Origin of the sequence: Aeromicrobium sp. SORGH_AS_0981, assembly GCF_031453195.1 — a bacterium.
Lineage (GTDB): Bacteria > Actinomycetota > Actinomycetes > Propionibacteriales > Nocardioidaceae > Aeromicrobium.
Window position 1 is genome coordinate 2,432,105 of sequence record NZ_JAVIZD010000001.1, and the last position, 13,515, is coordinate 2,445,619.

General features: G+C 71.5%; 11 protein-coding genes. 4 read left to right on the plus strand and 7 right to left on the minus strand.

The annotated features are described in order from the left end of the window. From QE370_RS12280 to QE370_RS12300, 5 genes are all read right to left on the minus strand, one after another. Positions 1-903: an ABC transporter ATP-binding protein gene (locus QE370_RS12280; protein ID WP_286690061.1), complete on the minus strand. Its 903-nt coding sequence runs from the start codon at positions 901-903 to the stop codon at positions 1-3. Further along, positions 893-1,291 (minus strand): ABC transporter permease subunit, encoded by a 399-nt coding sequence (locus QE370_RS12285; protein WP_396127821.1) that lies wholly within the window; start codon positions 1,289-1,291, stop codon positions 893-895. The genes QE370_RS12280 and QE370_RS12285 overlap by 11 nt, the downstream gene beginning before the upstream one ends. Further along, a complete protein-coding gene (locus QE370_RS12290) occupies positions 1,216-1,890 on the minus strand; it encodes a branched-chain amino acid ABC transporter permease (RefSeq protein WP_309634520.1) in 675 nt (224 codons plus the stop codon). Before QE370_RS12290 ends, QE370_RS12285 begins: the two co-directional genes overlap by 76 nt. A gap of 11 nt (positions 1,891-1,901) precedes the next feature. Continuing rightward, positions 1,902-3,242 carry a branched-chain amino acid ABC transporter permease gene (locus QE370_RS12295; RefSeq protein ID WP_144433749.1) on the minus strand — a complete coding sequence of 447 codons (1,341 nt, stop codon included), beginning with the start codon at positions 3,240-3,242 and terminating at the stop codon, positions 1,902-1,904. Positions 3,243-3,362: 120 nt separating this feature from the next. Continuing rightward, positions 3,363-4,106: a DUF554 domain-containing protein gene (locus tag QE370_RS12300; RefSeq protein WP_253023681.1), complete on the minus strand. Its 744-nt coding sequence runs from the start codon at positions 4,104-4,106 to the stop codon at positions 3,363-3,365. 18 nt (positions 4,107-4,124) lie between these two features. Between QE370_RS12300 and QE370_RS12305 the strand changes: the two genes are divergently transcribed. Next, positions 4,125-4,814 carry a GNAT family N-acetyltransferase gene (locus QE370_RS12305; protein ID WP_309634521.1) on the plus strand — a complete coding sequence of 230 codons (690 nt, stop codon included), beginning with the start codon at positions 4,125-4,127 and terminating at the stop codon, positions 4,812-4,814. Positions 4,815-5,643: 829 nt separating this feature from the next. Further along, positions 5,644-8,307, plus strand: a complete 2,664-nt coding sequence (polA, locus tag QE370_RS12310) for a DNA polymerase I (protein ID WP_309634522.1) — start codon at positions 5,644-5,646, stop codon at positions 8,305-8,307. Positions 8,308-9,007: 700 nt separating this feature from the next. Here the strand turns inward: polA and QE370_RS12315 are convergent. After that, positions 9,008-10,207, minus strand: a complete 1,200-nt coding sequence (locus QE370_RS12315; RefSeq protein ID WP_253023687.1) for a polysaccharide biosynthesis protein — start codon at positions 10,205-10,207, stop codon at positions 9,008-9,010. 96 nt (positions 10,208-10,303) lie between these two features. On the opposite strand from QE370_RS12315, the gene QE370_RS12320 reads away from it, so the two are divergent. Then, positions 10,304-11,983, plus strand: coding sequence for a hypothetical protein (locus tag QE370_RS12320; protein ID WP_309634523.1), 1,680 nt, complete (start codon positions 10,304-10,306; stop codon positions 11,981-11,983). A 111-nt stretch (positions 11,984-12,094) separates the two neighbouring features. After that, a complete protein-coding gene (locus QE370_RS12325; RefSeq protein WP_158509204.1) occupies positions 12,095-12,238 on the plus strand; it encodes a hypothetical protein in 144 nt (47 codons plus the stop codon). A gap of 75 nt (positions 12,239-12,313) precedes the next feature. On the opposite strand, the gene QE370_RS12330 is transcribed toward QE370_RS12325, so the two are convergent. Further along, positions 12,314-13,399: a glycosyltransferase family 4 protein gene (locus QE370_RS12330; protein WP_309634524.1), complete on the minus strand. Its 1,086-nt coding sequence runs from the start codon at positions 13,397-13,399 to the stop codon at positions 12,314-12,316. Positions 13,400-13,515: the final 116 nt, after the last annotated feature.

The window sequence follows — 13,515 nt, forward strand, 5'->3', positions numbered from 1 at the left end:
TCAGGCCTCCTGGTCGAGCTCGGCCTCGGTGGCCTGCTCAAGCTCGGTCTCGTCCAGCTCGGTGATGTCGGTGTCGTGGTGCGCGCCCAGGTAGGCGTCGATGACGGCCTGGTCGGACATCACCTGGTCGGGGGTGCCCTCGGCGACGATCTTGCCCTGCGCCATGACGATGACCCAGTCGGAGATGTCGCGCACCATGTCCATGTCGTGCTCGACGAACAGCACCGTGCGGCCCTCGTCGCGCAGCGACTTCACGTGGCCGAGCAGCGACTGCTTGAGGGCCGGGTTCACGCCGGCCATGGGCTCGTCGAGCATGATCAGCTCGGGGTCGACCATGAGCGAGCGGGCCATCTCCAGCAGCTTGCGCTGGCCACCCGAGAGGGAGCCGGCGAAGTCCTCGCGCTTGGCGTCGAGCTTGAACCGGGCGAGCAGCTCGTCGGCGCGTGTCGTGATCGAGTCCTCCTGGCCGGACCAGAGGGCACGGAAGGGGGCGGACCAGAAGCGCTCGCCGCGCTGGCCGGTGGCCCCGAGCCGCATGTTCTCGATGACGGTGAGGCGCGAGAGCACCTTCGTCAGCTGGAACGTGCGCACCATGCCACGACGGGCGACCTTGTAGGCCGGCACCTTCTGCAGCGACTGGCCGTTGAACGACCACTCGCCGGTGTCCGGTGCGTCGAAGCCGGTGAGCAGGTTGAACAGCGTCGTCTTGCCGGCACCGTTCGGGCCGATCAGCGCCGTGATGACGCCACGCTGGATCTCGACGTGCTCGACGTCGACGGCCTTCAGGCCGCCGAACTGCCGCGTGATGGAGGAGCCGACGAGGATCGCGTCGGGCTTCTTCACACCGGGCGTGTTCGCGACCCCGGCCAGCGGGTCGGTGGTGGGGGTGGTGTCAGCGGGCATCGATCGCCAGCTCCTTCCGGTCGCCGAAGATCCCCTGCGGTCGGTAGATCATCAGGAGCATGAGGCCCAGGCCGACGAGGATGAGTCGGACGAGGCTGGCCTGGATGTCGCTCATCGCCCAGTCGGGGATGAGCGGGTTCGAGCCGGACGTGGCCTGGCTGAAGAACGAGCCGATGCCGCCCATGAGGAGCCAGAAGATCATGGCGCCGATGACGGGACCGAGCACGCGGGCCGCGCCGCCGATGAGCAGGGCGGTGTAGGCGAAGAACGTCACGTTCGTGGAGTAGTCGCTCGGCACGACCGACGCCTGCTTCAGTGCGAGGAAGAGGCCGGCGAGACCACCGAAGACACCACCCAGCACGAGCGCCTGCATCTTGTAGGCGAACACGTTCTTGCCCAGCGAGCGGACGGCGTCCTCGTCCTCGCGGATCGAGCGCAGCACGCGTCCCCACGGGCTGCGCATGAGCAGCCAGACGAAGAGGCAGCCGAGCGCGCGACCAGGATCCAGCCGACCGTCAGCGACCACAGGTCGTCCTGGCGGAACCGGACGACGCCGAAGTCGACGCCGCCGGAGTAGGGGTTGAGGTCCTGGAACGTCTTGGCGAAGCCGGTGAGGCCGTTCGAGCCGCCGAAGACGTCCTTGGTCTCCACGGCACCGAACACCAGACGCAGGATCTCCGCCGTCGCGATGGTGGCGATGGCCAGGTAGTCCGCGCGCAGGCGCAGCGTCGGCACACCGAGGACGAGCGCCAGCACCACGGGGGCGAGGAGCGCGACGACGACGCCGAGCCAGAACGACTGGTCGTAGGTGACGACGGTGACGGCGAGGCCGTAGGCGCCGACCGCCATGAAGCCGGCCTGGCCGAAGTTCAGCAGGCCGGTGTAGCCGAAGTGGATGTTGAGGCCGATGGCCGCGAGGGCGAAGACGATCGCCTGCGGTCCGAGCGCCTGCGACAGAGCGGCGTTGAGGATGGTTCCGAAGTCCATGGGAGTCCCTTTCAGCCGATCCGCTCGGCGCGCCCCAGGATGCCCTGGGGCCTGATCAGCAGGATGAGGATGAGCACCACGAGGGCGCCGACCTCCTTGATGGACGACGGGACGCCGGGCCAGATGCCGATCTGCAGCGTGCCGACCTCCACCATGATGCCGATGATCATCGACCCGACCAGCGCGCCCCAGATGGTGCCGAGGCCGCCGAGGGTCACGGCCGCGAACACGAGCAGCAGCAGCTTGAAGCCCATGAGGAAGTTGACCTGGCTGTTGACCGCCAGCAGGCCGCCGGCCAGACCGGTCAGGGCGCACCCGAGGACCCAGACGGACCGCACGACGCCGTCGACGCGCAGGCCGGACGACGCCGACAACGCGGGGTTGTCGGCGACGGCGCGCATCGACTTGCCGAGGCGGGTCTTCATGAGGACCACGCAGGTGACCGTCAGCACGACGATCGAGACGAGGATGATCGCGATCTCCTTGTCGGCCAGCGCGAACGGGCCGTAGGACTTGCGCGTCTGGTTGACGTACTGCGAGAGCGACTCGCGCGAGCCGCCGAAGGTGTACTGGAAGACGTTGCGCAGCAGCAGACCGAAGCCGATCGAGACGATCATCATCGCGATGATGCCGATGCCCTTGCTGCGCAGCGGCTTCCACAGGAACTTGTCCTGGAGCCAGCCGAACGCCGCCGAGGCGAGGACCGCCACGACGATCGCGAGGATGACCGGCAGCCCGAAGGCGCGGTTGGCGACGTAGGTGGCGATCGCGCCGAACGTGATGATCTCGCCGTGCGCGAAGTTGGTGAGCTTCGTGGTGCCGAAGATCAGCGACAGGCCGAGGGCCGCGAGCGCGATGATGAGGCCGAACTTCACGCCGTTGACCATGGCGCCCGCGAAGCGCTCGCCGAGCGAGGGTCCGGCCTGCTCGACGACGCCGATCTGGAACTGGGCGAAGTTGCCGCCGTCCAGGAGCGCGTCGACCGTGCGCTTGTTGCTGCCGGCGAACTGGATCCCCGACGGCAGCGTGTCGGTGTCGAGGGTGACGACGTAGCTGCCCCGCTCCGGGATGGCGATGAAGGCGCGTCCGTTCGGGTCGGTCACCGCCTCGCCGACCTCGGTGCCGGAGGAGGAGGCGACGCTCAGCGTCGCTCCGGGGATCGGGGCCTTGTCGTCACCGCTGTTCTGCAGCGTGACGCCGATGTAGGCGCCGTCCGGCGGGGTGGCCGGCGCCGTGGGCGCCGTCGGGCTCGCGCTGGGCGTGGGCGTGCTGGTGGCCGAGGCGCCGAGTGGCACCAGGACGACCAGACACGCCAGGAACGCCGACACGAGGACCTTGGATGTCAGTCGCACGCAGGACTCCTGGAGTTCGGGCAGCGCTTGTGGCGCCGTCGTCCCGGGGACTATATCCCCGCCGGGGTCCGAGGTGGCCCCTTCGCGGAAGTCCACAGGTAACAGTTCTGTGAAGTCCGCTCAGGCCAGGGAGACGGCGAGCTGGGTCAGCAGCGGCGCCACGAGGAGCGCCGGCAGGAGGTCGGCGACCGGCAGGGCCTTCAGGTCGAGCAGGCGCAGCGCCACGCCCACGAGGACGAGTCCGCCCGTGGCGCCCAGCGCGTCGAGGTGGGCGGCCGGCAGCGCCTCGCCGAGTGCCAGCCCGACGAGCGTCAGCGACCCCTGCACGACCAGCACGGCCAGCGCGGAGGCCATCACCCCGACGCCCAGCGCGGCGGCGAAGGCGAGTGACGCGAAGCCGTCGAGCGCCGACTTCAGGAGCAGCTGCTCCGCCCCGCGTCCGAGCCCTTCGTTGATCGAGCCGAGGATGGTGAGGGGGCCGACGCAGAAGACGAGCGAGGCGACGACGAAGCCCTGGACGAAGCGGTCGCGGTCGCCGCCGTCGCCCCGTGCGAGGGCGCGCTGCAGGACCCCGCCGAAGGACTCGAGCCGGTCCTCCAGGCGCAGGAGCGAGCCGACGACGCCACCCACGAGCAGCGAGCCGAGGACGATCAGCGTCGGCGCGCCCCGTGGCGTCGCGTCGACGAGGGCGTCGCTGCGGACCGCGAGGGCGGCGTCGGCAGCGATGAGCAGGGTCACGAGACCGAGCGCGGAGGTGACGGTCGTGCGCACCCGTTCGGGCAGCCGATGGCCGACCAGCAGGCCGAGCCCGGACCCGACGAGCACGGTGGCCACGTTGGTGAGCGTGCCGCTACCCACGAACATGTAGGCTCCTCTCGCTCGTTGAAGATCGCACGACCCGACCGGGCCATGGTGACAGCCGTCCACCCGGGGTCGCGCCCGACACCCGCCGAGGACGTCATGGCCACTCGCTCGCCGATCGTGATGCGCGACGCGGTGCCCGAGGACGCGGCCGAGCTCGTGGCCCTCTGGGCCGAGTCGGCCGCGGTGAGCGACGAGGAGGGTGCGGAGGCGTTCTCCTACCAGTCGCTGTTCCGCGAGCCGAGCGCCACGGAGGCGGAGTCGGCGATCGAGCAGACCCTCGCCAAGCCCGGCAAGCGCATCATCGTTGCCCTCGTCGACGACGAGATCGTGGGTGCGACGGTGTGCGACCTGAGCACCCTGACGCCGATCACGCTCACCCCCATCCTCATCGTCACCGACATCCAGGTCTCGCCGCGTCACCGTCGGCGCAACGTCGCCGCGACACTGCTGTCGGCCGCTGCGACGTACGGCGAGGAGAACGCCTGCGAGATCGTCGTCGCGGCGATCCCGCTGATGGCTCGCGAGCCGCACCGCTACCTGACGAAGATCGGGTTCACCCAGGTCGCCGCCGTCCGCGCCATCCAGGCCAGCCGGCTGCGCTCCCGGCTCAGCTCGAAGGCCACCCACTCCCGCGACACCGGCAAGCTCATCGCCGTCCGCCGCACCCTGCGCCGCCGCCAGGACGATCGCCGCTCCGGCCGGGTCTGAGTTTCATTCGTCCTACGCGCGGGCGTGAGCGTGGTCGTGGTCGTGCGCTGCCTGCGGGGGTCGTGACCTTGCTGGTGCGGTGCCTGCGGGGTCGTGGCCCTGCTGGTGCAGTGCCGCAGGGGGTCTGACCTTGCCGCTGCGCTGCCTCGCCGTTCGCCGGGGCTGGTCTCCGAAAGGGCCTCGACCGGCAGCGGGCCTGGGGCTGGTTCCGGGTCTCGGGGCCTGGCCCGAGCTCGCCTTTGGACGCACGATCCTTCTCTTCTGCGTTCTGGGGCCAAGGTTCTGCGTTGGCGCGTCCTATCGGTGGATCTGCAACCGCAGAAACGCTTCTGCGGTTGCAGATCCACCGATGGCGGCCGGGGCGCGGTGGTGATTCTCCCTTCGCGTGGAACGGTTCACGAGAAGGGAGAATCTCGCGTCCCCCCAACGCAAAGGGCACCCACGATTCTTCATTCGCGCGCCTGAGGTCGAACGCTTCTGCGTTGGTGACGGGATCCCGTAGGAAACGCAGAAGCCTTGGAGTCCCACGCATGAACGCAGATCCTGGTGTTCGACGCGGGTCACAGCCCGAGACCCCAGACCAGCGCCGCCGCCAGCCGCCCGGTCGAGGCCCTTGCGGAGACCACCCCAGCGCCGGCCGAGGCAGCGCACCGGCAGGTCGAGACCCCCTGCGGCAGCGCACCACCGAGCACAGGACCCCTGCAGCAGCGCACCAGCAGGTCGAGGCCCCCGCTCCGCAGCGCACCACCACGACGACACCACCCCACGACGACGCTCACGAGGCACACGCCGCAGGCCACTGTCTGCCGGTGCGTCTAGAGTCGACGACGTGGATCGACTGCTGCTGATCGACGGTCACTCCGTCGCCTACCGAGCCTTCTTCGCCCTGCCCGTGGAGAACTTCTCCACGACCACCGGGCAGCACACCAACGCAGTGTTCGGCTTCACCTCGATGCTCATCAACGTGCTGCGCGACGAGCGCCCGACGCACGTCGGCGTGGCGTTCGACGTGTCGCGGCAGACCTTCCGCACGCAGGAGTACGCGGAGTACAAGGGCAACCGCAGCAAGAGCCCCGACGAGTTCAAGGGCCAGGTCGGGCTGATCAAGGATGTCGTCGCCGCGCTCGGCATCACCGCGTTCGAGAAGGACGGCTTCGAGGCCGACGACGTGATCGGCACGCTCACGACGCAGGCTCAGGAAGACGGCATGGAGGTGCTGATCTGCACCGGCGACCGCGACGCGCTCCAGCTGGTCACCGACACCACCACCGTGCTCTACCCGCGCAAGGGCGTCTCCGACCTCGCGCGGATGACACCGGCCGCGGTCGAGGAGAAGTACGGGGTCACCCCCGAGCACTATCCCGAGATCGCCGCGCTCGTCGGCGAGACGAGCGACAACCTCCCCGGCGTCCCCGGGGTCGGGCCGAAGACGGCAGCCAAGTGGATCAACCAGTACGGGTCGCTCGAGGCTCTCGTCGCCGACGTCGACGCCGTGAAGGGCAAGGCGGGGGAGTCGCTGCGGGCCCACCTCGACGACGTGCTCCGCAACCGGCGCATCAACGCGCTCGTGCGCGACCTCGACCTCCCGGCCAAGCCCACCGACCTCGCGTTCAGCACCGAGTGGAACCGCGACGCCATCCACGAGGTGTTCGACGCCCTGGAGTTCGCGGCGCTGCGCACCCGCCTGTTCGAGTACCTGGGCGGTGGCGACGAGTCGAGCAGCGACGAGGCGGCCGTCGAGGTCGTCGTCGACCGACCCGCCGCCGGAACGCTCGCGGCGTGGTTCGAGGAGCACACCGGAGCCGAGCCGGTCGGGGTCGAGGTCACGGGTGTGCTGCGCCCCGTCGGTGCACGGGTCGACATGCTCACCGTCGCCACGGCGGCGGGTCGTGCGGTGAGCCTCGCGCCGGAGTCGCTCGACCAGGCCGACGAGGAGGTGCTCGCCTCGTGGCTGGCCGACGCGGAGCGCCCCAAGGTCATGCACGACGCGAAGGGGCAGCGGCACGCGCTGGCGGCGCAGGGCTGGTCGCTGGGCGGTCTGGCGGCCGACACCGCGCTCGCCGCCTACCTGGTGCGTCCGGACCAGCGTTCCTACGACCTTGCCGACCTCGCGCTGCGCGCGCTGAAGCGCGACCTGAGCCCGGCCGACGACTCCGGCCAGCTCGCCTTCGACGACGACACCGCGGGCGTCGAGGGTGCCGCCCAGCGGGCCCGCGCCGCGCTCGACCTGTGGGGCGTGCTCGCCGAGGAGCTGGAGCAGCAGGAGGCGCTCACGCTGCTGCGCGACGTCGAGCTGCCCCTCGTGCACGTGCTCGCTGCCGCCGAGACCGCCGGCATCGCCGTCGACTCCGAGCACCTCGACGCGTTGCACGAGGAGTTCACCGGTCGCATGACGGCAGCGGCGGAGGAGGCCTACGAGGCGATCGGCCGCGAGGTGAACCTCGGGTCGCCCAAGCAGCTGCAGGAGGTGCTCTTCGACCAGCTGGACATGCCGAAGACCAAGCGCACGAAGACGGGCTACACCACCGACGCCGAGGCGCTGCAGCAGCTGTTCGTCAAGACCGGTCACCCGTTCCTGGAGCACCTGCTCGCGCACCGCGACGTGACGCGTCTGCGGCAGACCGTCGAGGGCCTGCAGAAGACCGTGCAGCCCGACGGCCGGATCCACACGACCTACTACCAGACCATCGCGGCGACCGGTCGGCTCAGCTCGGCCGACCCGAACCTGCAGAACATCCCCATCCGCACCGAGTCGGGTCGGCGGATCCGCGAGGCGTTCGTCGTCGGCGAGGGGTACGAGACCCTGCTGACCGCCGACTACAGCCAGATCGAGATGCGCATCATGGCCGACCTGTCCGAGGACGCCGACCTCATCGAGGCGTTCCGCTCCGGGCACGACTTCCACACCGTGATGGCGGCGAAGGTCTTCGAGCGCGAGCCCACCGACATCGACGGGGGACTGCGGGCCCGGATCAAGGCGATGAACTACGGGCTGGCGTACGGGTTGTCGGCCTACGGGCTGAGCCAGCAGCTGCAGATCTCGACGGGTGAGGCGCAGGGCCTCATGGACGACTACTTCGAGACCTTCGGTGGCGTGCGCACGTACCTGCACGGCGTGGTCGAGGAGGCCCGCCAGACCGGGTTCACCGCGACGATCCTCGGCCGTCGCCGCTACCTGCCGGACCTGCTGAGCGACAACCGTCAGCGACGCGAGATGGCCGAGCGGATGGCGCTCAACGCCCCCATCCAGGGCTCCGCCGCCGACATCATCAAGGTGGCGATGCTGGGCGTCGACGCAGCACTGCGTGACCAGGGACTGCGGTCGCGGCTGCTCCTGCAGGTCCACGACGAGCTCGTCCTCGAGGTCGCCGACGGCGAGCGCGACGTCCTCGAGACCCTCGTGCGCGAGCAGATGGCCTCAGCCGCGCAGCTCTCCGTGCCGCTCGACGTCTCCGTCGGCACCGGCCGCACCTGGCACGAGGCCGCCCACTGACCGGACGCCGCCGACGGTCCTGAGCGCGTCGCCCTTCGCTCGGGGGAGGCTGCGTCGATGCGGTTTCTCTCCTGGATGGGGCTGCGCTGGCGCGGCTTCGCGTCGTCCTGCGCTCCGCAAGGGCCTCGACCGGGCGGCTGGGCGGTGGGTGGTCCGGGATCTCGGGCTGCGGGTCGCGCCGGGGGGTGGACGCAGGATGCTGCGTTCCCGCCCCTGAGCGGTAGTTCTGCCACCGCATCGACGTCGGCGGTGGATCTGCCACCCTTCCCACCGCTTATGAGGTAGTAGGTCAACCGCTGAGGGGGCGGGGGTGGGCAGGGATTCTTCCTTCTCGTGGACCGTGCCACGAGAAGGGAGAAGCGCTGCCCACCCCACCCCCAAGGGCGCCCACGATTCTTCCTTCGTGCGCTGCAGCCCGAACGCTTCTGCGTCGATGACGGGATCCCGTAGCAAACGCAGCATCCTCGGCCCTCCAACGCACGAACGCAGAGTCTTGCGTCCAACCCGAGCCACAGCCCGAGAACCCGAGCCACCTCGCCACCCAGCCGCCCGGTCGAGGCCCTTGCGGAGACCACCCCCAGCGAAGGCCGATGCAGCGCACCAGCAAGCCCAGTCCCCCTGCGCCAGTGCACCACCAAGCCCAGACTTCCGCAGCCACCGCAGCCGCAGGTCCACGAAGGGCCGACCCGAGGACCGACCGTCAGCGCGGCGTGGTGGTGCGGCCCGGGACGAACCAGACGACGAGGGCGAGGGCGGCGGAGACGGTGGCGACGGTGGTGACGAGGCCGGTGAGGTGGACGTCGAAGCCGTAGGCGACGGCGACGACGAGGGCGGCGGCGACCCACACCAGGACGACGACGCCGTGGGCGTGGCGGGCGAGCGCGTCGAAGACGAGCAGGTGGACCACGGCGAGGCAGGAGCCGGCGAGAGCGAACAGCCAGAGGCGACCGGCGATCTCCTCGTACTGCGCGCCGCCGACGAGCACGAGGGCGAGGCGGGGGAGCAGGGCCGTGGCGGCGACGGCGACCGCGCCGAGCCCGGCGACCGCGAGCACCGCCTGCGCGCGGGCGCGGCGGGTCTCGTCGCGGGCGAGGTCGGGGAAGAGCACGACGCTGACGAACTGGGGCGCGAACAACGCGGCCTTCGACAGGATGAGCCCTGCCGCGTACAAGCCCGCCTCGTGCGCCTCGAACCGGTTGCGGGCCACGAGCGCGTCGAGGCTGCTCAGCACGAAGTAGGCGAGCAGGGCGTGGGAGCCGAGCACCGTCTCGCGGACGAGCGGCCGGCGGCTCACCCCCTGCGCCGGTCGCAGGTGTCCGCGCAGCAGGGGCAGGCCGACGAGCACGGGAGCCCACGCGCCCACGGCGATCCCGACCATCGCCGACGTCGCCGACGGGACGACGAGCACCGCGATCGTGCCGCACAGCAGCCGTCCGAAGCCGTTGGCGAGGTAGATGCCGGTGAGGGTGCGCCAGCGCTCCGAGCCCTGCGCGATGCCCGCCTGGGCGCCCATGACGGTCAGGGGGACGAGGGTCGCGCCCGCGAGGACGACGGGCCAGGCCGAGTCGAGGCGCAGCAGCGGTACCAGCGCCACCGACGCCAGGGCCACGACGGCACCCACGGCGAGCGCGGCGGCGGCCGTCACCCGCAGCACCACGCCGATCACGTCGGCGCTGTCCTGCGGCGCCACGGCGATCCGTCGCGCGGTGACCGCCTGGATGCCGAGCGAGACGACGTTGCCCATGAGCAGCACGCCGAGCAGGGCCACGAGAGCACCGAGCTCCGCCGGCACCATGGTCCGCGCGGCCGCCACGGTGAACCCGTAGATGGCGACGTTCATGCCGACCATGCCGAGCGCGACCGTCGAGCCGCTCGAGAGGCGGTGGCTGGTGCTCGTCACCGGGTCACCCTAGCCAGCCCCTGGTCCCGTCGCCCGACGGAAGCATCGGCGCGGGGCACCCTCGACCTCTAGGGTGAGGCTCGAACGAGGAGGACCATGAGCCGGTGGCGCGACGCGATCGTCCTGCAGTGGAGCGCTGTGCTGGCGGTGCTCGTCGGCCTGCCCTGGTTCCGCCCCGGCTACGTCCTCTCCTACGACATGGTCTGGGTGCCGCGCCTCGCGCTCGACCGCGACGACCTGTGGGGCCTCGGCAGCGCGCTGCCGCGCGCCGTCCCGTCCGACGCGGTGGCCGCGCTCCTCGGGGCCGCGGTCGACCCGCGGGTGGTGCAACGGCTCGTGCTGCTCGGCGCGCTCGTGCTGGCAGGCGTCGGCGGGGCGCGACTCGTCCCGACGCTCGGGACCGCTGGTCGGCTCGCCGCCGCGACCCTGGCCGTCTGGAACCCCTACGTGCTGGAGCGCCTCGCGATCGGGCAGTGGCCGATGCTGCTCGGCTACGCGGGGCTGCTGTGGCTCGTCGGCGAGCTGCGCCGCGACGACCCCCGCCCGCGCGTGGTGGTGCTCGCGCTCGCCGGCGCCGCCCTCACGCCGGCCGGGGGAGTGATGGGCCTGGTGGCGGGTCTGCTCGCCGGACGTCGGTTCGGCTACCTGCGGGTCGTCGTGCTGGCTGCGGTGCTCAACGCCCCGTGGGTGGTCACGTCGGTGCTGCGCGGTCCGGTCGACGCCGACCCGCTCGGCGTCACCGCGTTCGCCCTGCGGGCCGAGGGGGCCCTCGGGCACGTCGGGACGGCGCTGTCCCTCGGCGGCATCTGGAACGGCGACGTCGTGCCCGACGGCCGCGGGACAGGTCTCTCACTCGTGCTCACCGTGGTGCTCTGGGTGGTCGCCCTCGGAGGACTGGTCGTCCTCGCGCGGACCGACCGTCTGACGCTCGTCACGCTCGCGCCGGTCGCGGTCGTCGGTCTCGTGGTCGCCCTCCTCGGCTGGGCCGCGCCGGAGCTCGTCGAGGACCTGGTGCGACGCTCGGGCGCCGTGGCCCTGCTCCGCGACGGCTCGCGGTACCTCGCACTCGTCGCCCCGCTGCTCGTGGCGGCCTTCGCGGTCGGTGTCGACGCGCTCGTGCGGGTCGCCGCCCGACGTCGCCTCGCCGCGGTCCCGGCCGTCGTCGGGGTCCTGCTGCCGCTGGCGCTGCTGCCCGCCCTCGCGAACGGGATCGGCGGCCGCCTGGAGCCCGTCCGCTACCCGGCGTCGTGGGAGACGGCCCGGGAGCTCGTCGCCCGGTCGCAGGTACGGGGCGACCTCCTCGTGCTCCCGTTCACCGCCTACCGCGCGCCGGCGTGGAACGACGGACGTCCCGTCCTCGACCCGGCCGGCCGCTACTTCGACCGCACCACCCTCACCGACGACCGGCTCGTCGTCGGCGGGCGGACGGTGGCGGGGGAGGATCGCAAGGCGGCAGAGGTCCGTCAGGCCCTGCGGTCGCGCGACGTCCCGCGTGCGCTCGCGCGCCTGGGCGTCGGGCTCGTGGTGCTCGACACCACGGCGCCCGACGCCGACCGGGCGGCCCGGCAGGTGCGGGGTCTGCAGCGGGTCGGCGGCACCGACCTGCGTGTGCTGTCGGTCCCCGGCGCGCGCGTGCGTCAGGTCGACGACACCGACCGGGTCGCGACCACGGCCGCCTGGGGCATGTGGGGCGTTGCCGTGGTCGTGGCGCTCGCCGCCACGGTCGGCGCGGCCGTCGGTGCGGTGCGCACGCGCAGCCCCCGACCGCGGCGCTGAGCTCCGTGGCGCCGAGCCCGTGACGGCGACCCGACGAGACCTGTGCCACGTGTCCGGCCCCGTGTGGTCTCCCTGCCTGGTATCCTGACGTGGTCTCGAGGGAGGACAAACGTGGGAACTTCAATCGTGGGCGGCGTCGTCGCCTTCTTCGTCGGATGCGGACTTGCCGCGGCCACCGCCGTCGGCGTCGTGCAGTCGCAGCAGAGCGCGGGCACCGAGCCCGTCCAGACCAGCACGGTCAGCTACGGCAACTGACGCATCCAGCACAGCAACGACGAGGGGCCCGGTCTTCGGACCGGGCCCCTCGTCGTGTGTGCTGCGTCGCCGCTCTCAGTCCTCCAGCGCCGCCGCGAAGGCGGCCTGCGAGGCGCCCCACGTGAACGTGGCCGCCTTCGTGCGAGCGCCCTCGCCGAGGAACGCGCGCCACTCGTGGTCGGTCACCAGGTCGCACGTCGCCTGCACGAGCTCGTCACGGTCCTCGACCAGCAGGCCGGAGTCCTTGTGGTCGATGGACTCGGTCGTGCCGCCCGCCGAGGCGTAGGCGACCGTCGGCGTGCCGTGCGCACCGGCCTCGCCGACGACGATGCCCCAGCCCTCCTTCAGCGAGGGCAGCAGCATGACCCAGGCCTGCGCGAGCAGCGCGTGCTTGGTGGTGTCGTCGACGTGGCCGTGGAAGACGACCGCGTCGGACACGCCGGCCTCGCGCGCGTAGTCGTGCAGCTGCTCGTCCCACCAGCCCGACCCGACGACGTCGAGCACGGCGCCCGGGTGGGTGCGTCGCACGGCCACGAGGGCGTCGATCGCGTGCTCGACCTGCTTGTGGGGCACCAGGCGTCCGAGCACCACGAGGCGCGGCACGTCGGAGCGCTCGACGTCGGCGCGCGGCGCCGGGTCGTTGCCGTTGTGGACGATGCGGATGCGGTCGCGGTCGACGCCGAGCTCGACCAGCTCGGCCTTGCTGGCGGCGGAGACGGTCACGTAGCGGCTGCGGCGGTACAGGCGCGGGGCGAGGCGGCTCTCGATCCACCAGCCGACGCGGCCGACCAGGCCCGGGTAGACGACGGGCCACTGCTCACGGTGCACGTGGTGCACCAGCACCACGACACGGGCGCGGGTGGCCCACCGGGTGAAGAACGGCAGACCGTTCTGCACGTCGACGACGAGGTCGACGCGCCCGTAGCGGCGGGTCAGCAGGCGCAGGAACGTGAGGACGTAGATGTCGAGCTTGCTGCCGCGCCGCACGAAGCGGACGCCGTCGACGACCTCGTCGTCAGGTGCGCCGTCGTGGCGTGCGCAGGCGATCGTGACCTGGTGGCCGCGCTCGACGAGGCCGCGCGCCATGGTCTCGACGTAGTGCTCGGAGCCGCCGCCCTCGGGGTTGCGCGTGTCGCGCCAGTTGCAGAAAAGAATGTGCACGTGTGCCCCGGCGTGGTTAGCCGGTCCCTCCTCGTGCCGGCCGCGGCCGACGCTCCCTCGACGCCGGGGCGCCGTCCGTGTCCCTCAACACGGTGATCGCAGTCTACGTCAGGACT

Bases quoted from the DNA above. Each gene is read 5' to 3' on its own strand.
- QE370_RS12280 (WP_286690061.1), bottom strand. From the start codon at position 903: ATGCCCGCTGACACCACCCCCACCACCGACCCGCTGGCCGGGGTCGCG.
- QE370_RS12320 (WP_309634523.1), top strand. From the start codon at position 10,304: ATGAGCCGGTGGCGCGACGCGATCGTCCTGCAGTGGAGCGCTGTGCTG.
- QE370_RS12300 (WP_253023681.1), bottom strand. From the start codon at position 4,106: ATGTTCGTGGGTAGCGGCACGCTCACCAACGTGGCCACCGTGCTCGTC.
- QE370_RS12290 (WP_309634520.1), bottom strand. From the start codon at position 1,890: ATGGACTTCGGAACCATCCTCAACGCCGCTCTGTCGCAGGCGCTCGGA.